Raw genomic sequence first — 25251 nt, forward strand, 5'->3', positions numbered from 1 at the left:
CAGGCATGAGACCATACATACTGGTTAATGTAGCTGTATCAGCAGATGGGAAATTATCTACCAGGGAACGCAGACAGGTAAAGATTTCAGGCACGGATGATTTTGCCCGTGTTGATATTATAAAGTCGGGTGCAGACGCCATCATGGTGGGGATTGGGACCATTCTTGCTGATGATCCATCCCTCACTGTAAAATCACCAGAGCGAATTGCAGACCGGCTTAGCACAGGCAGGCCCGAACACCCTATAAGAATAATTATCGACAGCAAGGCAAGAACACCTCCGAATGCTAAGATCCTCCACAAAGGGCCGGGAAAACGAATAGTAGCGGTATCTTCTGCAGCTCCGGAAGAAAGAATTGCTGCGCTCAGTCCTCATGCTGAGATCATCTCTACCGGATCTGAAGAAGTGGACCTTGTAGTTCTTATGGAAAAACTTGGAAGTCAGGGGATAAAGCGGCTCATGGTTGAGGGAGGAGGAACACTCATAGCAGGTCTCTTTAACGCAGGTCTTGTTGACCAACTCAGCATGTTTATAGGGAATATTATCATAGGAGGATCAAGTGCTCCCACTCTTGCGGATGGACCAGGATGGACACAGGAGACCGACTTTACCAAACTCGAACTAATGCAGATTCAGCAGTTGGATCAGGGGGTGCAGATCGACTGGAGAGTCAGACGATAGCCAATATTTTTGAAAAATATCTGGAATAGTTCAATTCTAGTTACCTAAGAGAGTGATATAGTGTGCAAAACCGACTCCCTTAATAGATTTAAGGGGAAGATATAGTAGAAATTGGTGGAGCAGAGTGGAAGGCGGAATTTTTATTGTTGAAGATAACCCGGTGATAAACGATCTAATATCGTGGAGGCTGACTGAACTTGGGTTCTCGGTCATGGGAACTGCAGAGGATTATCAGGGTGCACTTGAAAAATTAGAGACATACACCCCTGATAAGCGACCTAAACTTGTGCTGATGGATATTAACCTCCCTGGAGAGAAAGATGGGATTATGGCTGCAGAGGAGATTCAAAGTAAGTTCTCAATCCCCATTGTGTACATCAGTTCAGTCATGGATGATCCAACAATAGAAAGAGCTAAGCTCACCAAACCACGGGGCTTTATTGTAAAACCCTTCACTGACAACCAGCTCAAAGCAACAGTTGAGATGGCACTGCAAAAATAAATCTGATTACCAAATTCTTCAGACCATTCCAATATAGTTCTCAAGGATTTGAAGACCAGCCTCCCCACTCTTTTCAGGATGAAACTGGGTTCCCCAAACAGTTCCATTCCTTATTGATGAGGCGAAGCGGTTGATATACTCGGTTGATGTCACCAAGTACTGGTCAGGTGAATCAGCCCAGTACGAATGCACAAAGTAAAAGAACGACCCATCCGGAATCCCGCTATAGAGGGGATCATCATCCTGTGATAGTGAAACCTGGTTCCAGCCCATATGTGGGATTTTGTACCCCTGGGTTCGCTTGAATCGGCGCGCAGTTCCGGGAATAAGACCGAGACCGGCAGAAAGACCATGCTCTTCTGAAAAATCCATGAGCATTTGCATACCCAGACAAATACCTAGAACAGGTACCTGTCCCTGCGCTTCAAGGAGGGCTGTTTGCAGATCAGAGAGTCTGGCCATACCCTCATGAAAGGCTCCAACTCCTGGGAGGATAATCCCGTCTGCAGCACGGATTTCATCTAGATTTCCAGTGATACTGACATTCCCACCAACTTTTTCCAGAGCTTTGCTGACACTGCGCAGGTTACCAAGACCATAATCAACGATTGCGATCTTACTCATTACCCAGACCTCCCTGATCTCCTTCCCCTTCCAGTCTGGGCATCATGTCTGGCAAATGACTCTGGTTCTTCCTGACTTCTATCATTTCTGACACGCCATGTTCCTTCTGTCATCCATGACTCAGGTAGTTCGTGCCTGACACGCCATCCTTCCATCTTTTCTTCCCATTCCTTCCAGAGTTCAGGAACATGACTCTGAATCCGCTCAAGAATGGCCATATCACTTGCCGGACACATATAGCACCCCATCCGATCGACTCCGTGGGCATACATCTCGTTATACGGCGCTTTCTCCCTGAAGATATAAAGCCAGACATGCATGGCAGTCCAGTTATGGATAGGAGCTAGACAGATCTGATTGCGGACAAAAGCATTGCGCCAGACACGGGGATTTTTAGCACGGGATGCAGACTCGTACTTCCTCTGCCCTACAAATGAGACACACTCGGCCCAGGTACTCTCGATAAATTTCCTAAGAGGTTCAAGCTTGGCGGTTTTGCAACACCACCGGCAATCCACGGCAGGGGGACCCTGAACTTCAAACTCACGCCAGAACTCACCCATTGAGTCAACCATGATACACTCAAGCCCATACTTTTCTGTTACCTGCCTGACGTTCTCATATGTTGAGGGAAATTCCATGCCTGTGTCGATAAACAGGATCGGCAGTTTCCGAAAGGTATTCATCACTACAAGAAGGCTGGCAAGGCTGTCTTTTCCTCCTGAGTAGGAAACACTGGTTGGAAGGTGGGCATAGGGACCTATATGTTCCTCAATAAACTGCTTTGTTGCAGACTCAAGCCGAATCAGCACATCCTTGTTAGCTGCAACCACCTCATCCCAGGTTGCAGATCCAGGGGTGAATTGGGATCTGATATTCTTACGGCTTCTGACGATCTGCCCGCGTTCCATCACAGACGCCTCATCAGCATCCACTTTCATCCTTCCAACACCGACACACTCACCCGATCTGGTGAGCATAAATACCTCATCACCTGCTGCGATACCAGGATCACAACTGACAAATCCGGGAGCAAGAAGACTTGCCCCTTCCCTGATTGATGGGCCTGCACCATCATCAACGATCACGTACCGTTTTTCAGGCTTCTGAATAAGGGCGGCTTCTGGTCGTGGGAGTGCATCCCATCTCCCAGCCTCTGGAAGATATCTAATCGCTCCTACAACTGCCCCCCCAACAACAATCTCTTCCATCCGATCCTTGTCTGGAACCTTATTAACAAGAGCCACCCAGCCCTCTGGAATCAAGATGATACCAAACCGATCAAGGAAGAGATTGTTTATAAACAGGATATCATCTGGAAAGGCAGGTCTTGCATCCCCGGGGGGTGTTACCGGAACTGATCGCGCTTCAGCTCCACAGGCACACCGGTCTGCCATGACTGGAGCATGACAATTATCGCACCAGTGCAGGAGAATTTTGCCGTGATAGAGTCCACCCATGCTGCTGTAATTGTTTGTTCCATTCCTAGATACGATTATGGACAATAGTCAGAACCAAACAGGGTATGAAATTCCCATTATGCCATCAGGAATGATTTTACGGTACACATAATGTCCTGGATTCTGCATAATCCAACTAAGCTATTCATAATAAGAGAATTCGAAATCTACAATCATTTAATAATTAATCGGATATGCTCCGCATCATCAAACCGAACATTGATTAATAAGAGACATAGCAGCATCACAGCAGGTTTCCGCGCATATAAAAAATGAACAAAAAGGCTCATACGATATAATAGAAGAGACCTATGTGTGTGGGAAACCTTCACAAATTCACCCTTCAACCTGGGAATGATCTCCCCCAAACCCTCGAACTCTGATGATATTACAACCATGTTAGGGTGTCATCCTGAACTGTATCTATGAAATATCGATTACGAGATGTTCTGGTCAAGTGATGACAGGATCACCAGAATACCAAAAATAGGACGGTCATTCTACAAAACAGGGAAATCAACAAGTAGATATAGAGATGGTCAGGAAGATAAAATCAGGTGAACACTCATGCCTCTCCCCCCACTCGTTCGCCCGGTATCGGTAACTCCATACCTGGCATGTTCACCGGTGATATCTTGTACGGATCCTGGAATCCGGAATCGTGCACGTGAATTGATCCGGGGAACAAGTACTGAATACGAACAGATTCAATGCCTTTACACCTACGTACGGGACGAAATATCCCATTCTGTTGATGCGGGACAGTCGCAACTGATTTGGAAAACCACTCAGGTTATGACTGCTGGTCATGCACTCTGTTTCATAAAATCGCACCTGTTTGTGTCTCTTTGCAGATCGGTTGGAATTCCTGCAGGACTCTGCTATCAGAGACTTAAGAAAGAGGACGGTTCATACGTCCTTCATGGACTTGCAGCAGTATGGATCGAGGACGATGGGCGTTGGTTCCGTCTAGATCCGCGAGGAAACAAACCCGGTGTTGATGCCCAGTTCAATCCTTATGGGATTGAACAGATTGCATACCCGAAGATGGAAGATCCAGGGGAATGGCTCGACCCACATATCTATCCAGAACCCTGGGATGAAATTATGCACTTATTCAAGATATCTCCGGATATCTCCGCATTCATTAATGCCTCAGCCCGGATCCAGACCCCTCCCAGTCAAGTCCACCGATCAGGTTCTGCACCCCCGGTTCTGGTGTAATCTACTTTTTTTACCGGTGGTAGGGAAGCCCCCGGTTGATTGTGTATGCCCGGTAGATCTGTTCAAGAAGGATGAAACGGGCCATCTGGTGAGGAAAAGTCATGAGCGAAAGAGAGAGAAGGAGTCCAGCCTGATCTCTTACTTCATCAGATAAACCATGCGGACCCCCAATCAGCACTGCAATATGATGAGGTCCATTTATCTCCCACCTTTTGACAAGACCAGCAAGACCTTCGCTTGACAGACTAATTCCAGATGGATCCATTGCTATCAGGTACCCCGCCTGACCGGCAGCCCTGAGCAGGTTCTTTCCCTCCTGCTGACAGGCTGACTCAATCTCATGGACACTTGCATTCTCTTTTACCCGTTCCTCAGAAAATTCCACAATTTTAACTGTACAATATCCTGAAAGGCGTTTAAGGTATTCAGCGATACCATCACGAAGGTATGGTTCTTTCACCTTTCCGATGGCACAAATATCAATCTGCATCCGGAATGATATGTATGAAAGGGGTGACATATTGAAAGTATATGCCACAACTCTCTCCCGGTGACAAGGCACCAGAATTTGCACTTCCTGACCAGAATGGAAAAATCCGGAGTCATGCTGATTTCCGGGGATCCTGGATTATTCTTTACTTTTACCCAAAGGACAATACATCAGCATGTACTGCTGAAGCACTTGCATTCTCTGCAGTGTACGAAGAACTTTCAGAAATAGGGGTACCGGTGGTTGGGATCAGCCCAGACACCGTGGAGAGCCATCAGAAATTTGTTGAAAAACATGACCTACATCTCATCCTGCTCGCAGATCCTTCGCATAATACTATTGAGGCCTATGGAGCCTGGACATTGAAAAAGATGTATGGCAGGGAATATATGGGTGTTGAACGAAGCACATTTCTGATAAACCCAAACGGAATTATTGAAGATTTTTGGCACAAAGTCAAAGTGAAAGGCCATGTTGAAACAGTCTCATCACGACTCAGGGAATTGATGGCAGACGAAAAGCGATGAGGTCAGAAGACCTCTACCCCGTCATCCATAGGCTCGCGAAGTCGCTCTCCTGTATGAGCATTAATCTCAACTATCTTCTTTCCCTTGATCTGCCATATCGGGATGAAGAGTTCTCTCAATTCAAGCGCAATATTGCTCCGTTCAGGTGCAACATTCTTCTCCTCGTAATAGATGGCATCACCTTTTACCTGACGTGCCCTTACTTTCCGAGTCATGCTCGTAATTAAGTTCCCTGTGATCTTCTCGTCTGCGGTTTCTTTATCTATCTGATGCCTGATCACTTCAGAACCCTGGGGAATGCTCCTGCGGGTAACAGTATCAGGATCAACCTCTATAAGAGAGCCATTAATTGCGTTCAGTGCACCGACACCTGATCCATCAAAAGAGACATCTTGATCCTTGAATTTCCCAGAACCCCTACTTGTGTACCGGTAGAGCCAGTACGGAAGGAACTTTAGAGTCGCAACCCCGGGAACTCCGGCTTTATCTTCAGCTTCTTCACGGTGGACGCGGACCGGCAAGTGCGGGATCTTTATACTGTTTCCGGCCTGGTCATCAGAGTACTCGTGACTGCGCACAGGAGCGCCCGAGTCACCAAGCTGAAGAAGAAGCTGCCTGCCGATAACACGTGAGAGGATCGCCTCACCGGCGTATCTGGCAAATTCTTCGGCATACCAGACAATACAGTCCGGCGCCTCGATACTGGGATCAAAGGTAACGAGCAGTTTCTCGCATATCTTTTCCCCTTTTTCACCCTTAACGGTATACTCGGTCTCTGAGAACCGGGTTACCTCCTCCTGATCATCTGAACAGACAACAACCAGAAAAGTACTGCCTGACACGGCTGAAAGGTCAATCGGCGGGGATGCGTGATGTACATCATATCCTGCTGACTTCAGAATATCAGAAATCGCCTTGACTGCTTTTTCCCTGATCCTCTGTTCCATCATATACAGATCCACTCATAAAAAAGAATATTTTTCTATCTTTATACCGGATTAACTGAGTTATGAGCGATCCTCTCAGGTTTGTCAGCCATCGGATCGAGGATTATGCCATGCAGGTCACCTTTGAACCTGCAAAAGGGACCGGGACGGTGGTCTATAACCTCTCACTTATTCACAAAGAGGATCTCGATTACGCTCTTTCAGTGTTCAGGGCTACCTGCGAAGCCGGGGTCTCACCAAGCGGCCTGATAAGAGTGCTCAATGAGGGCGAGGATAACGACGGGTATACAATTCCTTCAGGTCAATGTGGTCTTCTCACGCTTTGCAGCACCACTCTTGATGGACTCCTGGTCAAAAGAGGAATCCCGTTTAACCCGGTTGGAGGAGGGGTAGTCGAGGTGATTGATAACATCCCACGCAGGTTTACCCACTTGATCAAGTATGAATCCACAACCATCGACCCCCTGCAGGTACTGATATCACAGGAGATCACCTCTGTTCTTGATGTCATGGAGACAGGAACAGGAAGCCTGCTTGGTAACATCAGGGAATGCCATATGGAGGCTGAAGACAAGGTTGAAGAGGTTCTTGAAGAACTCAGTGAGAGTTATTTTACAGGCATTCTTGATCTCGGGCTGCCCAATACTCCATGTCTTGGTGTTGCAGTTGATCCACAGTACATGGGCGTAGCAGCTCTCGGAGGAACAAACTGGATTGCTGCACTGCGAGAAGAGGGTGTTCACGTAAGGATGCAGGCAATGAAGGGCGTAACAGATATATCACGTATGGAATTCATCACTGACATGTAAATACTTCAAAGGACATTTATACTCCCACGTACGAGGATGATATATAATGATAGACCTGCCGCTCAATAACCCGGATATCAGGTCAGGGGCTGAGATCCGTTCTGTACTGGCAGATCCTTCCTGTGTCTGTGAAGGACCACTGTATGAGATGTACCGTGGGGTATGTCGTAATAATTCAGATAAAGAATGGTTTGATGTACAGCAGATCAGGTACGATGTTACCCGTATTCCCTCCCGCACCATCTGCAAGGAATGGATAAAAACCAAGGGCCATTACCACCCTCTCTCCCCAGACGGCCTCGCTTACCCCGAGATATATGAAGTTCTAGAAGGAGCAGCATATTACCTGTTACAAAAGCGCGACCTTTCAGATATTGTGCTAGTCAGAGCAGAAAAAGGGGATCTCATCCTGATACCACCAGGATATGGGCACATCACAGTCAACCCGACAATGGAGACCCTCACCATGGCAAATTTGGTATCATCTGCGTTTGCAAGCCAGTACCTGCCATATGAAGAGCTGAAAGGGGGAGCATACTACATCTTTTCAGACGGGGGCATGAAGAAGAATCCGGCATACCCTGCAGACATTCCAGATATCAGAATTGTTGATGCAACCGGTACTCATCTCCCTGAACCCTTCCCTGACAAGAGTTTATACGATCTGGTAGGGGATGTCATGAGGCTCAGATTCCTCAATCATCCCCGTGAGTTTGAGGATCTCTACCCCGGACTCTATCTCTACACCTGATTAAGCAGACTCGGTGCAGGATTCTGTTTGTGTAAGGAAGACGCACACCGGGCTGCAACTTTTTTTTCAGTCTCCGATACAGGGCTCCATCCACTCTTATCTAAACTTTTAATCGCAGCATCGATTTCGGCATAACAGATTCCAAGTTCATCTTCATCGGTCTGGCCATGCCAGAGGCCCGCAGATGGTGCCCTGGAGATTATCGAGTCAGGAACACCGAGAAACCGGGCGAGATCCCACACATCTGTCTTGAGCAGGTGGACTATGGGCTGGACATCTGCTGCATTGTCGCCATGTTTTGTACAATATCCAAGGAGAAACTCAGTTCTGTTTGATGTCCCACAGACAAGGAATGAATCGCGATTTGCAACATAATAGAGTACTGCCATCCTGGTACGGGCCATCAGGTTGCCGATAAGATAGTTGGACTCAACAAATCCGGGAATCATCCGGTATTGATCTACGATTTTGCCAATAGGAATGGTCTCAACCTGTATTGAGAGGACCCTGGCAAGTGTAGCAACATCAGCTCCATCCACTGGAGGAGTGACATCACTTGGCATATATATTCCGAGCACCTGGGATGAACCTACAGCTCGGGTGCAGAGGGCAGCCACCACCGCTGAGTCAACACCACCGGATAAACCGACGACATAACCACTGGCATGCGATTTTTTCAATGTTGCCCGAAGAAGATCAGAGATCTGATCTGCGATATCAGAACAATCCGGCATAAGCACCAGTATACCACTTCCCACAGGGAGTAAAAAAGGTATCAGTCTTCACTGGTAAGGAACAGGAGGTTATCATGATAATGTCGCATGGCATGGGGAGCGGAGGGGTGACCTGCCGTAAACTCTCCAAGAAGTGTCCGAAGAGATTTTTCAAGAGAAATCAGATGATATTCCTGATATTCTAACCCACGAACCGATACTCCATAATGATCTGCAAACAGTTGCAGTTCTTTATCCGGAATCTCTCTGAAGGGAAGCATAACGGGAATTGATAAGTTAGGATGATCCCCATTCAGGAGAAGATCTACCTTATCACTGAAAAGGGCATCAAGAGTCCTGACTGCAATGTCTTCTGTAGTATCAGAAAGAGCAATCCGTGTTACCCCGGCCTTTATTGCAATATCTGACAGCGCCTGCAAAGGAACAGGTTCATTCAGAGTGGCGGAATCAGGAAGAATTAACCTGATGAGACCCACATCAGACCTATTATTCAAGAGGTTTTCAAGAAATACAAACAAGGGTTCACTACCCCGCATACCTTCAAAAAAACCAATCCGATCTCCCCTGACCAGCCAGTGATTCTGTCTGATCACACGCTTTGCCCTTGATACGATATCAGTACAGAGGTGGTCAGCGCACAAGTGCCGCCCTGAATAACTCTGATATAAGACGGCAGGCATCCTGCACCGGTCACACTGCATAAGAATCCCAATCAGTCTTAACTATTCTCTGCCATAAACCCATAAGCTAATGCATCTTTCGGCTGACGATGTCAGGTCTCTTCACAAGTATGATCTCAGAGTTCTCCAGTCACTTGAGTTTCTCATGAGCAGATATGACTGGGTTCCGGTCGAAGAACTAACAAAAAACTCCAGGCTTTCTGCAAGTGAGGTGAATTACAGGGTCAGGAGACTTGTAGATAAAGGGATGATCAAATTCACCCAGATTCCATACCCTAGTTACTGTCTACTATACAACGGATATGACACGCTCGCAGTCAACCATCTCGCCAAAAAAGGAACAATATCAGCACTTGGAACGCTCGTTGGTGAGGGAAAAGAGTCGCTTGTGTATGAAGCGATCGGAACCGGGCCGGTCATTCTTAAGTTTCACCGGGTCGGACAGCGATCATTCAAGACTGTCCAGCGATCCAGGGGATTCCTTCCAGACAAGGGACACTGCCCCTGGATCTTTGCCTCACACCTATCAGCCGAACAGGAGTATATCGCCCTCTCAACCCTGCATCGGACGGTCTCTGTACCGGTTCCCCTCCTGATGAACCGTAATGTTGTTGTGATGTCCCATATCGCTGGCGCAAACCTTAACGTTGTGACACTAGCCGAACCTGGAAAATTCTTTGATGAGATCATTGAAGGTATCACAAAAGCGTATAAACTCGGGTTTGTCCATGGAGATTTATCAGAATATAATATCATGACTGACGGGGAGAAACCAGTTATCATCGACTGGCCTCAGTGGGTGGCACCAGATCATCCAAACGCAGAAGAGATTCTTGATCATGATATCAGAACCGTCTGCCAGTTTTTCCAGAGGAAGTACCAGATGAAGATTGATCCTGATGAACTCAGAAGCAGCGTGATCGGGTGAAGGTTTTCGGGATAGATATCATCAGGGGATCAACCCGGTCGCGGACAATTGCTCCCAAATATGCTCTTGTTACTGTCCTTGATGGGAAGGTTACCAGTGAGGAGAGTGTCTCTCTTTTTAGACTCATGCGTCTCGTACACCGGCACCGGCCTGAAATCCTTGCTGTTGACAGCATTCAGGAAGTGGCACCACATACTCAGGATGTCTACCGGTTTATCGAACAACTCCCCCCACAGACCAGGTTTGTTTCAGTAACCGGGGGAGAGAAGCAGACCGGCCTTATCCAGGTTGCAGCGAGGTTCAACATCACCTTCAACCGGTTTGACCCCTACGCAGAGGCGCGGGCTATTGCACTGGTCGCCTCTCAGGGAGCCGGGGTTGAGGTGATAGCATTTGAGAACGAGACTGAAATTGTTGTCTCACGGAACCGGTCACCAGGAAAAGGAGGATGGAGCCAGAACCGGTATGCCCGAAAGATCCATGGAAATGTGCTCACCTATGCCAGGGATATAGAACACGAACTGCAGAGTGCAGGCCTAAACTTCTGGAAGAAAGAGTTCAAGGCATTCGGGGGAGTCTCCCGGGTGGTCTTTCACGTTCGGGAGAAACGCGAGGATGTCCGGATCCCCACCTCAAGAGGAGGGGATGTCCAGGTTAGAATATCTGGAAAACGCCTTGAACGTATTCAGTTCAGGCCACTTAATACGAAGCCCCGGTATCTTATCGTAGGGATTGATCCAGGTACAACGGTGGGGATAGCCGCCCTAGACCTGAATGGTGAACTCATCAAGGTTCACAGTTCCCGTCAGATGAACATGGGCGATGTTATCGAATTTCTCTATGAAATTGGAAAGCCGATCATCATTGCTACAGATGTATCCCCGATGCCCTTCTCAGTTGAAAAGATACGACGCGCCTTCCAGGCTGTGGCACACATACCCAGGCAGGATATCAGCGTTGAGACAAAGTATGAACTTGCTGGAAAGTACGGATATGGCAATGACCATGAACGCGATGCCCTGACTGCAGCAATTGAGGCATCCCGCTTCTGGAAACACAAGTTCACAAGCATATTGAAACGAGTTCCTCCCGGTGTTGACTTGGATGAGATCAAAGCCGGGATAATCAGGGGCCAGTCTCTGGAGCAGATTCTTGGAACACTACATGAAGATCGCCAGACCATCAAGACAAAAAAGCCTGATATAACACTCGACTCATCAGACGAACGAGTCAGGATTCTCGACGGGCAGGTAAAAGATCTCAGATCTTTGATAAGTGAGCTCCAAAAGGACATTGAAGGGCTCAAAGATGAGAACCGGAAACTAAAAGGTGAGAATAAAAATCTTAAATCCCATAAAATCCGTCAGATAAATGTCAATCCTGAAATAGCCAGAAGGGATCTCATCATCGAGAATCTTAAAAAGAGAGTGCGATTTGAGGAGAAAAATAATAAAAAACTTCACAAGCGGCTCAAGAGGATGAAAGAAGTTGAGAATGGTAGTCCAAATGAAGATCTTCAGGCAGTCAAGGTAATCGTTGATCTCTCTCGTGAAAGTATCAGATCGGTAAACGAACGAATAGGCCTTAAAAGTGGTGACATTCTGCAGGTCAGAACTCCGGGAATATGGGGAAAAAACAATATTCACGATCTGAGCCAGGCAGGTATAGGTGCACTCATTATAGGAGAACGTTCTACCGGTTCAATCCCGGAAGAATTGCTTGATCTCTCCTATGCTGAGGAACTCCCGGTTATTCCCGGAGCATCAGTGCCGGTTAGTATCAAAGGTGATTTTGGATCCTGCGACCCCGACCAGCTTTATGAAGCTATGAAAATCTGGCAGGACGGTCTGGATGAATTTAGAAGACAGCAGAGTGAAGCCATGATCGATGGAATCTTCAAAGAGTACCAGGCCCAGAGAGAGAAACAGGTGAGAAGAAATGGATGATCGAGAACTACTTGATATCATCTGCCCGGTACTAGGCGGTGAGGCATGTAGTGATGATTGTGCAGTATTGCCCGAAATTAAAGGAATACCGGTTGTTTCCACAGATATGCTTCATGAAACAACAGACTTCCCTTCAGGGATGACAAACTGGCAGATCGGGTGGATGGCAATCGCTGTCACCATAAGTGATCTCGCATCCATGGGGGCTTTACCAAAGTATCTCACCCTCGCTATCGGTCTTGATCGTGAAGACAGGCTCAATGACATCATACATGGGGCTCAGGAATGCTGCCTGAAATTTGGATCTCAGTATGTCGGAGGAGACCTCGATGCTCATACAGAGCTTACCCTTGTCTCCACCGGTATCGGTGTTGTGACAGATGGGAAACCAGTGAGGAGATCAGGAGCAAGACCAGGAGATCTAGTTGGAGTTACAGGGATCCAGGGACGTGCAATGGCAGGGCTAAAAGGTGACAGGAGATACTGGAGAGATCTCTGCGAACCATCACCACGGGTACTTGAAGGAATCGCCATCCGACAGGCTGGTGCCACATCCATGATGGATATCAGTGATGGTCTCGCTATCTCTGTTCATGACATAATGAAAGCATCAGGAGTCGGTTGTGAGTTATCCCGCTCAGAGATCCCGTGCCTCCCAGATTACAAACCAGATGAAGCACTCATGATGGCACTCTTTGGTGGTGGGGATTTTGAACTGTTATTCACAATATCCTCCATAGACAGGCAAATCCTCCCCAAAGGAACATCAATAATCGGAGCGGTGACAGAAAAGCAGGAGATACTACTTGACGGAAATCTGCTCCCTGCTGAAGGATATCGCCACAACTGGAATCATTAAGAAAAAAAAGGATTCATACTGATCAGGACCTATGTCCACTGGTAGGTGTACCGCCAGTAATGATAATTATTGGAGAAACGGGTATAGCCCTGGTAGAGATTATCATAAATCCGGGAGATGTATAGTTGCTCATTGATCTTCTGGAAGTATGGGAAAGCTTCGGTAATCTTCCCTTCTTTGTATAATATTCGTCCCATGCCATACAATGCATCATGGTTATCAGGATCCAGCTCTAGGGATTTGTTGAAGTCTGCTTTTGCTTTGTCGTCCTGATCCACCATCTGATAAGCAGCTCCCCTGTTCACATAGGTGGTACTCAGGTTTGGACTGAGGTTTATCGCCTGTGTATATGCAGGGATTGAACCAAGGGGGTAGCCCTGCTGGAAGTATGCATACGCAAGGCTGAGCCATGCATCAGTCATATTCGGATTAATCTCCGTGACTTTTTTATAGGCTTTCTCTGATATGTCAAATTTTTGTGCCCTGTCGGCAGCATATCCGATGTTCATCCAGGCGAGGGTGTTGTTGGGATCTTTCTCTAATAAGTTATCGTAAAAATGAAGAGACTCATCAGCCCGGTTAACTTTTCGAAGTGTCTCGATGAAGCCCTGCCATGCAGCATTATAAGATGGAGAAAGGTTCAGCGTTTTTCTAAATGCTGATTCTGCAGTATCGTAATCCTTGTTCCAGAAAGATGCATCCCCAAGGATGTACCAGGCATCAGGGGAAGTTGGGTTCAGCGCTGTAGCTTTCTTCCCTGCTTCTGCTGAACCCTTAAAGTCTCCCAGTTCTTTCTTGGTCTTTGCCATGTAAGTCCAAGACGATGAATCATCAGGGTTCATGCGAGTGGCATTTTCAAACTCGAATAGTGCTTTATCATACTGTTTCTCCTGCAACAGCAGGAATCCAATGTTCGAATGGGTCGCATCGTTGGCTGGATTAAGAGTTAATGACCGGTTGAACGCTGAAAGAGACTCATTAAACTTCTGCTGATTCGCATACGAAAAACCGATACTTGACCATGCATCTGCTGAGTTATTATCTATTTTGAGTGCCTTCTGGGAAATATTGAGGGATTCACCAAATTCACCCACTGAATTCAGGATTCGGCTGTATGCCAGAAGAATTTCCAGATCATCGGGGTTTTTCTGGTACAGTGTGTTGTACGCTGCAATCGCCTTCTCAAGTTTGAGACCTTTTGCCAAAAGGTCAGCTTCGGTCTTCTGATCTGACAGGTTTCCAGGGTTGAGTACATTCAGTTGTCCATATGCAACTGCTGCTTCTGAATATCGTTTTGAGGATTTGAGCAGATCGCCAAGAGCACGCCAGGAATCAGCATCACTTCTGTTTTCTATCAAGGCACGGTCATATGCTTTTGCTGCATCATTATACCGGCTTATATTCATGTAAATTTCAGCTTTTCTAACCCAGTATCGTGAGCTGTTGGGAGAGAGGTTGGTTACATTATTATACAGATCTAATGCCTCGCTATACTGTTTTTGTCCGGCATAGAACTCGGCAAGGCCAGTGTAGGCAGGAAGATATCCAGGGTCTTCCCTTATGACCTTTTTAAGTTCTGCACTCCCATTTCCAGGATCTCCAGATTCAATCAGAATCTGACCACGATTTGTCCGTGCTGAAGAATTGACAGGATCCAGGGCAAGTACCTGATCATAGGCTTCCAGAGCTTCATTATGCTCCCCGGCTTTTACCAGGAGATCACCAGAACGTAGCCAGAGATCAGGATTTGTGCTATTCAGACTGAGAGCTGCATCAATCAGTGCAATGGCCTTGGAATCATCACCTGATATTGAAGCATTTTGTCCTGCATTACTCAAACTCTCCTGGACATGGGTTACATTCACCGGTTTGTCAGTGATACAACCGGCACTCAAAACACAAAGCAGAATACTGAGGATAGAAACCCCAGTAAATAGCGGTGTAGCCAAGTTCCCATACGGTTCTCGCCCTGAATTGTTCAATAGTTCAAAAGATATATGATCACCCGTTCAGTCAGAAAAAAAGTTAATATGCATTATTATAGGGGGTATACTTCGTGAGTTTGTAGGCTCCGTTAATATTCAGAGTGTCGGTATACCCTTTTTGAGTGCTCGGAGTCATTGTGATGGTTGCTCCATCATACTGCGCACTTCCCACAACACCAATATCTCCTGAAGGAAGTACGACGCCTTTCCTTGGTTCAGGGTAATAGTTGTCAGGAATTGGTTGATCTGTTCCAGAACCTTCGGGAGAAACATTGATGAAATTGAGTTCCCGAGCTGTACTTGACCATTTCATATCAGTAAACTGACCAAGACTGGTGTTGTTGTAGGTGGCCATTGAAGTCTCATAATTATATGATGTACCAATCTTCAGTGCAACATCGTATGAGCCGGAGAGAAGGTACGTATGAACTGGATTCTGCTCATCTGACGTATTCCCATCACCAAAGTCCCAGGACCAGAATTCTGGATCACCATATGATGTATCAAAGAACTGCACAGTAAACGGGGCATCACCTTTAACTCGATCTGCAGTAAAATTCGATGCCATCTCACTCGCACTGAAATATTCCCAGTCTGGATGACATATAAATCCATCAGGATTTCCTAGTTCACTTGCCTTGAACTCATATGCCAGAACACTACCAGGAACTGCCATCATTATCACCATTAGGCAAACAGCCCAGAATTTAGCCACTAAATCACTCCCTAAATCCGCATACCTGATTTATACTCAAAATTTTTCATGAGATTTCTGATAGTGCCTGCGACTTCAGTGTTATCCCGCCATACATGTTCAGATGACGCATTCAAATCAGTATCTCTTCCCTCAAGGACTGATACAACAAACCTGGTTTTAGCAATACCTTCAGCCCCCTGACCATCAGTCCGGTTGGCACCGGTTATACTGACTGAATACTTCACCGCAGCAGGAACATTCTCATCCTCACCTATCAGGGTTGATCCCAGATGTGACTCATACGCAACATTCTGAATATTTGCGACAGACGATGAAGCACTGACCGAGGTGTCAAAAGGAGGAGTTACTACAGCTCCCATGGGACATGACACGCAAAATGACAGGAGAGGAACCATGAGAAGCCGGATGCCATACCTGTCAAAAAACTCGGTTTTCATCTATAAGGAATATTGTTGGGGATGAGTCCAAATAGTTTGTTCAGAGAGAAGAAAACGAGGAGTTTAGGAACCCCCAACCTCAAGACCGGACTCAACACTGAAATCCTTTCCAAACTTGAATATTAGACCATTTACCTTGGTTGAATCAGCAAAGGTCTTTGTCGACGACTCATTCGAGGTGTTCTGATATCCTTCCCGATTCGTTATTACGAAGTTGGTTGCGGCACTACCCTGAGCGTATGGCAGCCCGGTTGACGTATCCGGATGAATTCCAAGTTGATATTTAACTGCTGCAGGCACCGTGTCGTCATACCCAGTGGATCGACCCTGCGCAATAGTTGCCAATTGACCAGTTGTTAGTGACACATCTGATTTTGCATCATAAGAACTCTCAAATGCACCAATATATTTACCGACAATTTGAGAGACAAGCGGATTGTGAATTGACTGATTTAATGGAGTCCAATTGCCAGTGGTTGTGAGAGTAAGTTGCTCTGAAGTACTCATGCGTGACCCTTTGTCAGGATCAGTTGCATAGGTTGAGACTATCGCAGAATCAACATTATATCCCTTCTTATTCTGGTTTCCCTCATCAAAAGTCTGGTCTTTTGCGAGGGCCAGATAACCACCATTGGTCATCATGTCATTCTTATAGATCAGATTTGATTCGGCAGACCCTGGAGACAAAAAACCCTGACTTTCTGCGTCAGTCCCGTTATAATTCCGGGTATTAATCTGAACCTGAGTCTGTGAATCCATCATACCCACTAGTTGAAGGTTCGTGGTAGCCGGAACCTGCATATTGGTAGTCTTGCTCACATTCGGGAGCCGGTCTGCAGTGACCAGAGAACCTGCAAGGATCAGCAGAATGAGAACGAAATATAATGTTCCGCGTTTTGTCATAGGTATGAACCCCGGAATAAATGCTGAGTATAGTTTTCCCAGAGCGGTTTAATAAGATGCTGGTATTAAAAAAACAGACGCCCAGATCGGAATTCGAATCCGAGTCGTCGGCGTGACAGGCCGACATGATAGGCCACTACACTATCTGGGCAAATACAAGGATCCCGCCTCCCGGATTTGAACCGGGGACATCGCGGTAGCTGCGCAGTTACCTCAAGCGGCAATCCATACTACAGCCGCGCACTCTACCAGTCTGAGTTAAGGCGGGATATTGCCTCAATAGATTAGTACAAATTACATAAATAGATACCGGTCAGCAGATCTTTTCAATTTTTTGTTTTAGGTTTTTTTGTTTAAAGATCAGGCAACACTTTTACTGCACTGTAGAGGAATACTATAGAGTAATTTTGGTGTGTCATGACAGGTATTCCTGATATTCTGTGGCTTGAAGAGATACGAAAGGAGGATATTCCATCAGTCGGAGGCAAAGGTGCATCTCTTGGTGAGATGGCATCCATCGGTCTCCCCGTTCCTCCCGCATTTGTGGTAACCAGTCAGGCATTTCGCCGTTTTCTGGTTGCAACCAATCTTGAAGATAAACTCTACGCACTTCTTGAAGACCTGGACGTAGACAACAATGATCTACTTGAAGAGGCGGCTGAAAAAGCAAAAAAACTTGTCTATGACTCACCGATGCCCACGGATCTAAAAGATGCTATAGCCCGGGCATATGAAAAGATGTCACGCGGAGGAAGTATCGTTGCTGCACGATCCAGTGCTACTGCTGAAGATCTCCCTGATGCCAGCTTTGCCGGGCAACAGGAGACTGTTCTCAATATTAAGGGGATTGAAAACCTGCTCAAAGGAGTTCAGGTCTGTTGGGCTTCTCTTTACGGGGCACGGGCGATATACTACCGGACAAAGCAGGGTTTCGAACATCACACAGTCAATATCGCAGTAGTTGTGCAGCGCCTGGTGCCTTCAGAGAAAGCAGGGGTTATGTTCACCTCACATCCGGTTACCGGTGAATCCTTAACAATCATCGAGGGATCATGGGGACTTGGTGAATCTGTGGTTTCAGGCTCAGTTTCTCCAGATAAATATGTCTTTGATCAGAGAACGGAACGGATTATTGACAAATTCATTGCAACAAAGCGTACCGAGATCGTAGCTGATGGAGAGTACGGAACAAAAACTCTTGATATTAAGCCTGACCGCCAGGAAATGCAGGTCCTCTCTGATGATGAGGTGAAACGGCTCGCTACATACGGAATTGTATCAGAAGAACATTATGGCGTTCCGCAGGATATGGAGTGGGGTATTGTCGGAGATCAGATATTTGTGCTCCAGTCAAGACCCATCACAACGATAAAATCGGGCGCTAAAAAGAACGGACAGGCAACAACATCTGGTGGCGCTGAAAAAGTAATTCTGCAGGGTCAGGGCGCATCGCCAGGGATCGCAAGCGGCAAGGTCGCCATTGTGTACGATGTCAAAGACATCGGCAAAGTAAATAATGGGGATATCATGGTCACCAGAATGACCAACCCTGACATGGTCCCTGCAATGAGAAAGGTCTCTGCCATTGTCACTGATGAAGGAGGAATGACCTGTCACGCAGCTATTGTTTCCCGGGAACTTGGAACACCCGCTGTAGTAGGCACTAAAACGGGAACACAATTGCTGAAAGAAGGACAGATCGTCACGGTGGATGGAGAGAAGGGTCTCATCTATGATGGTATTATCGAGACAGTAAAGCAGGAAGCAGTCAGTTCAGCTGCACCGGTCGTAGTGGGTTCTTCAAAGATCATCACTGCAACATCAGTCAAGGTCAATGTTTCAATGCCTGAGGCGGCTGCCCGAGCAGCAGCAACCGGTGCAGATGGAGTTGGCTTGCTCAGAATTGAGCATCTCATTCTCGGTCTTAACAAAACACCTAACTGGTTTATCGATAATCACCGGGAAGAGGAGTTTATTCAGGAACTTCTGAATGGGATCAAAGTAGTACTGGATGCATTTCCCGGCAAACCGGTATGGGTCAGGACCCTGGACGCACCGACCGATGAGTTCAGGAACATGCAGGGCGGGAAGAGTGAGCCTATAGAGCACAACCCGATGCTTGGATGGAGAGGGATCAGGCGTGATCTCCAGAGTCCGAAACAGTTCAGACTTCAGATCGAGACCTTCAAGCGGCTCTGGGATCTCGGATACGACAACCTTGGAATCATGTTCCCGATGGTATCCCACCCGAACGAATTCATCAAAGCAAAAGAAGAATTCAAGAGTGCAGGGGTGGACGTTGAGAATGTAGACCTCGGCATTATGATCGAGATCCCGGCAAGTGCGGTTATCATCGAAGATTTCGTCAGAGCCGGGATTAAATTTGCTTCGTTCGGCACAAACGATCTCATTCAGTATACCATCGCTATCGACCGCAACAATGAGAATGTAACTGATATGTACTGGCCAAAGCACCCGGCAGTACTGGCACTCATTGATCGGGCTATTAAAGCATGCCGCGAAGGGGGAGTTGAGGTCTCAATCTGTGGACAGGCAGGCAGTGAACCTGATATGGTCACCTGGCTTGTCCAACACGGGATCACCAGCGTCTCATCCAACATTGATGCAATAGCAAAGATCCGCGAGACAGTCGCCCGCACCGAGCAGCGCATTATTCTTGAGGGTGCACGAAAGAACTATGGTCTCTGATGGTATCTCATCAGAATCCCTCTTCTGTTTTCTTGAAGAGTGCCGCCGTAGGGACATCTGCTGGGATCACATCCTCTCTTCAATGTGTACTCCACCCCACCAGGTTGCGGTTCGTGCGCACAATCTCTTCATGGAGACGAATCTTGGAGACCCGGGTCTTTTCCCCGGCACAGCCCATGTCGATGAACTCCTGATCCGCTGGTTTGGAGATCTCTACCATGCACCTGATGCCGGTGGCTGTTCTACATCAGGCGGGACAGAATCCAATATCCAGGTACTCAGGTTTACCAAGGCTGCAAAGAAGTCTGACCACCCCAACATCATTGTGCCGGCATCAGCCCATTTTTCTTTTGAAAAAGCCTGCAGGATGATGGGCATTGAGATGCGGGTTGCTCCTCTAGACGGGCAGTACAGGATGGATATTCCAAAGACCGCTGAACTCGTAGATAAAGATACCTGCTGCCTCATAGGAATTGCAGGAACAACAGAGTATGGTATGACTGATCCCATCCCGGCACTTGGAAAACTTGCTGAGGAGGAGGATATACACCTGCATGTTGATGCTGCATTTGGCGGACTTGTTCTCCCATTTCTGAAGGACGCACCACAGTTTGATTTCAAGGTCAGTGGTGTCGGATCGATCTCAGTAGATCCTCATAAAATGGGAATGAGTACTATCCCCTCCGGTGTACTAATGGTAAGGGATGAGGCCTGTTTCTGTAACCTTCTGGTGGACACACCATATCTCACAGTTAAGCAGAGTTACAGCCTGAGCGGAACCAGGCCAGGAGCTTCTGTTGCAGGAGCATATGCTGTTCTTGCCCATTTTGGAAAAGACGGGATGGAAGCGATTGTTGCCGGTTGTATGGAGAACACAAGGAGGCTCACTGAGGGAATGGAAGCATACGGGGTCAAGAGGAAGATAACTCCTGATGTAAACGTTGCAACTTTCGAGCACACAGAAGTTCCTGAACCCTGGGCAGTATCCTATACCAGAAGCGGGGATTTGCGTATCGTATGTATGCCCCATGTTCATCGGGATGTGATTGAGAAGTTCCTTTCAGAATTTGGAGAATTCCATGATCGATCATCTAATTAAATCACTTGAAACATGCCCGATTGTAAAAAAGGGAGAGTACAATTACTTTGTTCATCCAATCACCGATGGTATTCCCAAAATAGACCCGGTAGTACTCAGAGAAGTTGCAGTCGGGATGATACATTTTTTGGATCTGCGCGATGTGCAGTACATCGTGGCAGCAGAGGCGATGGCAATTCCAATTGGAACCGCAATCTCACTGATGACTGATATTCCGGTAAATATAATCCGAAAACGCAGTTATGGCCTTCCTGGTGAGCAGGAAGTTATGCAGCAGACCGGGTACTCAAAAGGGAAGATGTTCATCAATGGCCTGTCACCAGGAGACCGGGTTGTCATCGTGGATGATGTAATCAGTACGGGAGGGACCATAAATGGCATCCTTCATACGCTCAATGAGATGGGGGTTGAAGTAGCCGGGATCTGTTTTGCAATTAAGAAGGGAACTCCGGATATCTCCATGCCTTACCACTATCTCGTTGCAATCGAAGTGGAAGACACGGTGAAGATCGTTGATCGCCAGCTTTGATCTGATTTCAGAACTGAAACAACGGGGGGCAAAGAAGGTTGCCCTCCAGGCACCCGAGGGGCTTAAACGTCGTCTTTCTGAACTTGCCCAAGACCTGAAATCTGCCGGGTTTACTGTTCTTGTAAGTGGTGATCCCTGCTATGGTGCCTGCGACCTTGATATTGACCTGCTTAAAGATGCAGATCTATTAATTCACCTTGGTCATGCGCCAGTTGACAAGACAGAACGGATTCTCTACGATATCTTCAGAATGGATTTTGATCCTGAAGTCGTTTTGAATGCAGTCCCCTATTTCACAAAAAACAGAATCGGTCTTGTTACAACAGTGCAGCATGTCCACCTAATCCCTGAAGTCTCTCGTGTTCTCGACGAGGCCGGGATATCAGTTACTGTTGGAGAGGGCTCCGACCGGACTCCCTATGCAGGCCAGATTCTCGGATGTTCATTCGAGGTGGCGCGAAGAACAGGAGAGTCAGAGATTCTCTACATTGGAACCGGGGTGTTCCACCCACTTGGTGTTCAGATAGCAACCGGAGCTAAGGTGATCGCCTGTGATCCATACACTAAAAAGATAGAGGAAGTAAACGGTGAGCGTCTGCTCCGAAGACGATATGCCCTAATCGAGAAGGTAAAACAGGCTGAGCAGATAGGGATTATTGTTTCACCAAAGAGTGGTCAGGCACGCAGGGAACTGGCCACAGAACTCGCATCCCTCTCTCCAAAAGCAATCCTTATCCAACTGCGGGAGGTGACGCCAGATCAACTGCTTAACCTTGGTCTCCCCTGTTACGTGAACACAGCCTGTCCGAGGCTTGCCTATGATGATCAGGTCAGATGGCCGGTCCCTGTACTCACCCCACAGGAGTTTGAAATTCTCTGTGGTATCAGGAAATTTGAGGACTACGAGGTAGACGAGATAAAATGAAACTTCGTAAACTCGAGATACTTCTTGAACAGGTCACAGGTTTTTCACACCCCCTCCCTGAACGAGAACAATACCAGACTCCTGCCCCGCTTGCTGCACGCCTTCTCTATACCGCGTTTCTTGCCGGTGATATTTCTGACCTGCGTGTACTTGAACTTGGATCAGGTACCGGAATCCTCGGGATTGGAGCAGCGTTGCTTGGGGCAGGTGAAGTGGTAGGAGTTGAGATCGATCAGGAGGCAACCAGAATTGCTGAAGAGAACGCAAATAAACTCAAAACCAAGATCTCGTTTATTGATGCTGACCTTTCAAACCCCGTGACCTGGGATAAGGTTCCGGGGGCAGATACTGTAATCATGAACCCTCCTTTCGGGGCTCAAGTACAGCATGCTGACAGGCCTTTCATAGATCTCGCACTCTCACGTGCAGAGGTTGTGTATGGGATCTTCAATGCTGGATCAGAACAGTTCATTCGGCAATATATCGCAGACCGGGCAGAGATTGCCGGTGTAATCGCTGCAGAGTTCGCCATCCCCAGGACCTTCTTTTTTCATACCGAAGACAAACGTGATGTCCCGGTTGAAATTCTAGTTTTAAAACGAAGGACCTGATATTTCAGCCTGATAGATACAAATTATAAAAAAGGAATATCTGCAGATTCAATCCTTAACCAGGATGAAACCAATCCCTGCAAACATAATTCCTGCAAGGAGGGCTACAATGCCTATTGCACCCTTGACTACATTGATAACATCTGGGAGGAAGAACCAGATGCCGTACGCACCTCCAAGAATCAGAACTATCCCGACAATAAGCATACCGAGTCCCATTTTGTCCATATTAAATATCCTCCTGTTTTCAGAATACATATTGATTACTGAATCCTAATAAAATTCACCTGCAATTATTCTTTAATCAGGAGATTCAGGCCGGGTAGTATGCATGGTTCAGGGTTTTCATTAGGATAAGGATCCAATTCTGCAATGAGGGTGATATCAAGCCGTTCACCCAGTTTCAAAAGGGTGATCAGTTCACGGGGAAGCATCCCTGCTGTATAATCACTATACAGACCGATGGTACGCCCACAGGTAAATGACGACCTCCGCCAGACCATATCTGTCTGATGGTCAAGCAGGAGATTGGGAGAGCCAGAAGAGGTAACAGTCACCTCAACGTCTCTACATCGAAGTTCGGTTATGAGCCTACACCCAGGAGAGCGTATGAGTTCCCTGAATTGATCAGAGAGATCAACTGCCCCTTTTTCAGAGCGCACGGCAATGATACAGTTTCCTGACGATGAGAGGTGCTGTTCTGCAGTTATCTCGAAGGTGGTTCTGTGAGTTGCAGTCACTTCAGGGTGTCCGAATGCTGAGAACTGCTCCACTGCCCTTGGCATTTATACAGAGATATCTTCCATTGATAATGAATGGATCAGATTGATATGTTCTGCACCACATGCGACGAAGAGACCGAGCATGACGTTTTGAGCAGGACCACAAACCAGGTGATCAAGTGCACTACATGTGGGACGGTTTCACGCATCCCTGTGCAAAAGGAACCTGCATTACTACAGATAAAGGCTATTGTGAGCAATGAAGGAGCATCATCAGTCTGCAGATGTGAGATTGCAGAGGATGAAGAGGTTGCAGTTGGTGATTTCCTTATCGCCGAGTCTGACGACGGAGAAGGCACCGGTGTTGAAGTGATGTCTATTGAGTCAGGAGATAAGCGGCTTGACAAATCTCTGGGAAAAAATATTGACACCCTCTGGACCAGGGTCATTGATCAGGTTGTAGTACGCTTTTCAGTACACGACGGATGGCATACTACTCCACTCTATGTAAGATGTGAAGGTGACGAAAAGTTCGTTGTCGGTGATGTATATGTCATCAAAGGCGTGAAGTCTCGTATCGGACACATCAGAATGAGAAACGGGGCAGTTACCAAAAGAAGAGGAAAGTTTGAGGTTGCAAACACCATCAAACGGATATATGCATACCGTATCTGACCACTTTATGATGAGGTGGACAACTGGGTAAGAGTAATATCAATCGTTGGATATCCGTAGTTGATTGTAACATTCTCATCAGTCATATCGGTGATCGTTGAGGTCCTCAGATATGTGGAGGGAGTTGCATTATCAACTGCGATCTGCGGTGTCTCACTGAATGCGATCGGAACCTGGGATCCAACTTTTGCTTTGGCAAAGGATTCTCCCGTGATATTAGCAAACTGGGCCCTAGACATCGTCCGGGTCATTTGGGTAGCACCTGGAATCTGCAGTGCCTTTGTGTCTCCAACTTTCATCCCGACAAGCCCATATGATATTGAATCAAGTTCAGGTCTGAAGAGCCCAAAGTCAATAAGACCTCCATTATTTGATGGATTCATAACCTGGATAGGAACCAGATCACGCGTTTCTGAAATATTGACTCTGATCGGAAGTTTGTCACTCATCACGACAAGATTGCCTGCGTTTTGAGCCTGGAGATAGATATTGGATGCGGTGGTTACGACCGGGCGGTTCTGCCCATCACGAATTGTAAAATCTACAGTCGCACTGTTCCCGGGTTTTGCCTGGCTGAAGATATTGAGCCAGGACATCCCGAGCATGGAAAAGACCATGAAGACTGCTAGCAGGACACACGCAGTAACTACTGCGTATTTTGTCCAGTTTACTTCCTCCTTTTTTTCCACAGACTTATGCCGGAATCCTTTCATCCTTACTATGTCACCCTGCAATAAGATAAACATAATACTGCTTTTTCAGAGCAGATCAACC

Annotated in this window: 28 protein-coding genes and 2 tRNA genes; 15 read left to right on the forward strand and 15 right to left on the reverse strand. The window is 47.0% G+C overall.

The annotated features are described in order from the left end of the window. The first annotated feature begins 5 nt into the window (after positions 1-5). Together DK846_RS08325 and DK846_RS08330 are read left to right on the forward strand one after the other, a co-directional pair. Positions 6-683, forward strand: a complete 678-nt coding sequence (locus DK846_RS08325) for a 2,5-diamino-6-(ribosylamino)-4(3H)-pyrimidinone 5'-phosphate reductase (protein WP_109968482.1) — start codon at positions 6-8, stop codon at positions 681-683. Positions 684-807: 124 nt separating this feature from the next. Beyond that, positions 808-1185, forward strand: coding sequence for a response regulator (locus tag DK846_RS08330; protein ID WP_109968483.1), 378 nt, complete (start codon positions 808-810; stop codon positions 1183-1185). An 18-nt stretch (positions 1186-1203) separates the two neighbouring features. Here the strand turns inward: DK846_RS08330 and hisH are convergent, their stop codons facing one another. Beyond that, on the reverse strand, positions 1204-1809 hold the full coding sequence (gene hisH / locus DK846_RS08335; protein WP_109968484.1) for an imidazole glycerol phosphate synthase subunit HisH: 606 nt from the start codon (positions 1807-1809) through the stop codon (positions 1204-1206). Further along, positions 1809-3269 carry a phosphoadenosine phosphosulfate reductase domain-containing protein gene (locus DK846_RS08340; RefSeq protein ID WP_109968485.1) on the reverse strand — a complete coding sequence of 487 codons (1461 nt, stop codon included), beginning with the start codon at positions 3267-3269 and terminating at the stop codon, positions 1809-1811. The genes hisH and DK846_RS08340 overlap by 1 nt, the downstream gene beginning before the upstream one ends. A gap of 567 nt (positions 3270-3836) precedes the next feature. Here DK846_RS08340 and DK846_RS08350 point away from each other — a divergent pair. Next, the gene (locus DK846_RS08350; RefSeq protein ID WP_109968487.1) at positions 3837-4493 is read left to right on the forward strand and encodes a transglutaminase-like domain-containing protein; all 657 of its coding nucleotides are present in this window, start codon (positions 3837-3839) and stop codon (positions 4491-4493) included. A 10-nt stretch (positions 4494-4503) separates the two neighbouring features. Here DK846_RS08350 and DK846_RS08355 read toward each other — a convergent pair whose 3' ends face one another. Beyond that, positions 4504-4983, reverse strand: coding sequence for a 23S rRNA (pseudouridine(1915)-N(3))-methyltransferase RlmH (locus DK846_RS08355; protein WP_109968819.1), 480 nt, complete (start codon positions 4981-4983; stop codon positions 4504-4506). 41 nt (positions 4984-5024) lie between these two features. On the opposite strand from DK846_RS08355, the gene DK846_RS08360 reads away from it, so the two are divergent. Then, the gene (locus DK846_RS08360) at positions 5025-5510 is read left to right on the forward strand and encodes a peroxiredoxin (protein ID WP_109968488.1); all 486 of its coding nucleotides are present in this window, start codon (positions 5025-5027) and stop codon (positions 5508-5510) included. Between the two features lie 2 nt (positions 5511-5512). On the opposite strand, the gene DK846_RS08365 is transcribed toward DK846_RS08360, so the two are convergent. After that, on the reverse strand, positions 5513-6460 hold the full coding sequence (locus DK846_RS08365) for a hypothetical protein (RefSeq protein WP_146201179.1): 948 nt from the start codon (positions 6458-6460) through the stop codon (positions 5513-5515). A gap of 59 nt (positions 6461-6519) precedes the next feature. Between DK846_RS08365 and DK846_RS08370 the strand changes: the two genes are divergently transcribed. Further along, the gene (locus tag DK846_RS08370) at positions 6520-7266 is read left to right on the forward strand and encodes a DUF128 domain-containing protein (protein ID WP_109968490.1); all 747 of its coding nucleotides are present in this window, start codon (positions 6520-6522) and stop codon (positions 7264-7266) included. Between the two features lie 46 nt (positions 7267-7312). After that, a complete protein-coding gene (locus tag DK846_RS08375; protein ID WP_181391690.1) occupies positions 7313-8017 on the forward strand; it encodes a glucose-6-phosphate isomerase family protein in 705 nt (234 codons plus the stop codon). Here the strand turns inward: DK846_RS08375 and DK846_RS08380 are convergent. Beyond that, positions 8008-8751: an NAD+ synthase gene (locus DK846_RS08380; RefSeq protein WP_109968491.1), complete on the reverse strand. Its 744-nt coding sequence runs from the start codon at positions 8749-8751 to the stop codon at positions 8008-8010. The genes DK846_RS08375 and DK846_RS08380 overlap by 10 nt on opposite strands. 41 nt (positions 8752-8792) lie before the next feature. Further along, positions 8793-9452, reverse strand: a complete 660-nt coding sequence (locus tag DK846_RS08385; protein ID WP_146201180.1) for a hypothetical protein — start codon at positions 9450-9452, stop codon at positions 8793-8795. Between the two features lie 49 nt (positions 9453-9501). On the opposite strand from DK846_RS08385, the gene DK846_RS08390 reads away from it, so the two are divergent. The 3 genes from DK846_RS08390 to thiL are packed head-to-tail and all read left to right on the forward strand — an operon-like array spanning position 9502 to position 13164. Continuing rightward, positions 9502-10359, forward strand: a complete 858-nt coding sequence (locus DK846_RS08390) for a serine/threonine-protein kinase RIO2 (protein WP_109968493.1) — start codon at positions 9502-9504, stop codon at positions 10357-10359. Continuing rightward, on the forward strand, positions 10356-12305 hold the full coding sequence (locus tag DK846_RS08395) for a DUF460 domain-containing protein (protein WP_109968494.1): 1950 nt from the start codon (positions 10356-10358) through the stop codon (positions 12303-12305). Before DK846_RS08390 ends, DK846_RS08395 begins: the two co-directional genes overlap by 4 nt. After that, a complete protein-coding gene (gene thiL, locus DK846_RS08400) occupies positions 12298-13164 on the forward strand; it encodes a thiamine-phosphate kinase (protein ID WP_109968495.1) in 867 nt (288 codons plus the stop codon). The genes DK846_RS08395 and thiL overlap by 8 nt, the downstream gene beginning before the upstream one ends. Positions 13165-13193: 29 nt before the next feature. Here the strand turns inward: thiL and DK846_RS08405 are convergent, their stop codons facing one another. From DK846_RS08405 to DK846_RS08430, 6 genes are all read right to left on the reverse strand, one after another. Further along, entirely contained in the window at positions 13194-15113 is a 1920-nt protein-coding gene (locus DK846_RS08405; protein WP_146201181.1) for a tetratricopeptide repeat protein, read from the reverse strand. Between the two features lie 76 nt (positions 15114-15189). Beyond that, complete coding sequence (locus tag DK846_RS18155; RefSeq protein WP_281269823.1) at positions 15190-15828, reverse strand: PKD domain-containing protein; 639 nt, start codon at positions 15826-15828, stop codon at positions 15190-15192. A gap of 47 nt (positions 15829-15875) precedes the next feature. Next, complete coding sequence (locus DK846_RS08415) at positions 15876-16304, reverse strand: hypothetical protein (RefSeq protein ID WP_109968498.1); 429 nt, start codon at positions 16302-16304, stop codon at positions 15876-15878. Between the two features lie 63 nt (positions 16305-16367). After that, entirely contained in the window at positions 16368-17207 is an 840-nt protein-coding gene (locus DK846_RS08420; protein WP_109968499.1) for a hypothetical protein, read from the reverse strand. 78 nt (positions 17208-17285) lie between these two features. Beyond that, positions 17286-17358 (reverse strand) — tRNA-Asp (locus tag DK846_RS08425). An 11-nt stretch (positions 17359-17369) separates the two neighbouring features. Then, positions 17370-17475: transfer RNA gene (locus DK846_RS08430), tRNA-Tyr, on the reverse strand. Positions 17476-17624: 149 nt separating this feature from the next. Between DK846_RS08430 and ppsA the strand changes: the two genes are divergently transcribed. Genes ppsA through DK846_RS08455 form a run of 5 tightly spaced genes read left to right on the forward strand, consistent with a single transcriptional unit; the run spans position 17625 to position 23080 of the window. Then, positions 17625-19916: a phosphoenolpyruvate synthase gene (ppsA, locus tag DK846_RS08435; protein ID WP_109968500.1), complete on the forward strand. Its 2292-nt coding sequence runs from the start codon at positions 17625-17627 to the stop codon at positions 19914-19916. Further along, positions 19906-21015 (forward strand): tyrosine decarboxylase MfnA, encoded by a 1110-nt coding sequence (mfnA, locus tag DK846_RS08440; protein WP_109968501.1) that lies wholly within the window; start codon positions 19906-19908, stop codon positions 21013-21015. Before ppsA ends, mfnA begins: the two co-directional genes overlap by 11 nt. After that, entirely contained in the window at positions 20996-21544 is a 549-nt protein-coding gene (gene hpt, locus DK846_RS08445; RefSeq protein WP_109968502.1) for a hypoxanthine/guanine phosphoribosyltransferase, read from the forward strand. Before mfnA ends, hpt begins: the two co-directional genes overlap by 20 nt. Further along, on the forward strand, positions 21528-22469 hold the full coding sequence (gene dph2 / locus DK846_RS08450) for a diphthamide biosynthesis enzyme Dph2 (protein WP_109968503.1): 942 nt from the start codon (positions 21528-21530) through the stop codon (positions 22467-22469). The genes hpt and dph2 overlap by 17 nt, the downstream gene beginning before the upstream one ends. Further along, on the forward strand, positions 22466-23080 hold the full coding sequence (locus DK846_RS08455; protein WP_109968504.1) for an METTL5 family protein: 615 nt from the start codon (positions 22466-22468) through the stop codon (positions 23078-23080). The genes dph2 and DK846_RS08455 overlap by 4 nt, the downstream gene beginning before the upstream one ends. A 48-nt stretch (positions 23081-23128) precedes the next feature. Here the strand turns inward: DK846_RS08455 and DK846_RS08460 are convergent, their stop codons facing one another. Together DK846_RS08460 and DK846_RS08465 are read right to left on the reverse strand one after the other, a co-directional pair. Next, entirely contained in the window at positions 23129-23308 is a 180-nt protein-coding gene (locus DK846_RS08460; RefSeq protein WP_109968821.1) for a hypothetical protein, read from the reverse strand. 65 nt (positions 23309-23373) lie between these two features. Continuing rightward, positions 23374-23865: a DUF371 domain-containing protein gene (locus tag DK846_RS08465; RefSeq protein ID WP_109968505.1), complete on the reverse strand. Its 492-nt coding sequence runs from the start codon at positions 23863-23865 to the stop codon at positions 23374-23376. Positions 23866-23910: 45 nt separating this feature from the next. On the opposite strand from DK846_RS08465, the gene DK846_RS08470 reads away from it, so the two are divergent. Continuing rightward, positions 23911-24477 carry an HVO_0476 family zinc finger protein gene (locus tag DK846_RS08470; protein ID WP_109968822.1) on the forward strand — a complete coding sequence of 189 codons (567 nt, stop codon included), beginning with the start codon at positions 23911-23913 and terminating at the stop codon, positions 24475-24477. 5 nt (positions 24478-24482) lie between these two features. On the opposite strand, the gene DK846_RS08475 is transcribed toward DK846_RS08470, so the two are convergent. Beyond that, positions 24483-25190 carry a peptidylprolyl isomerase gene (locus tag DK846_RS08475; protein ID WP_146201182.1) on the reverse strand — a complete coding sequence of 236 codons (708 nt, stop codon included), beginning with the start codon at positions 25188-25190 and terminating at the stop codon, positions 24483-24485. Positions 25191-25251 lie beyond the last annotated feature (61 nt).

Origin of the sequence: Methanospirillum lacunae (genome assembly GCF_003173355.1) — an archaeon.
Lineage (GTDB): Archaea > Halobacteriota > Methanomicrobia > Methanomicrobiales > Methanospirillaceae > Methanospirillum > Methanospirillum lacunae.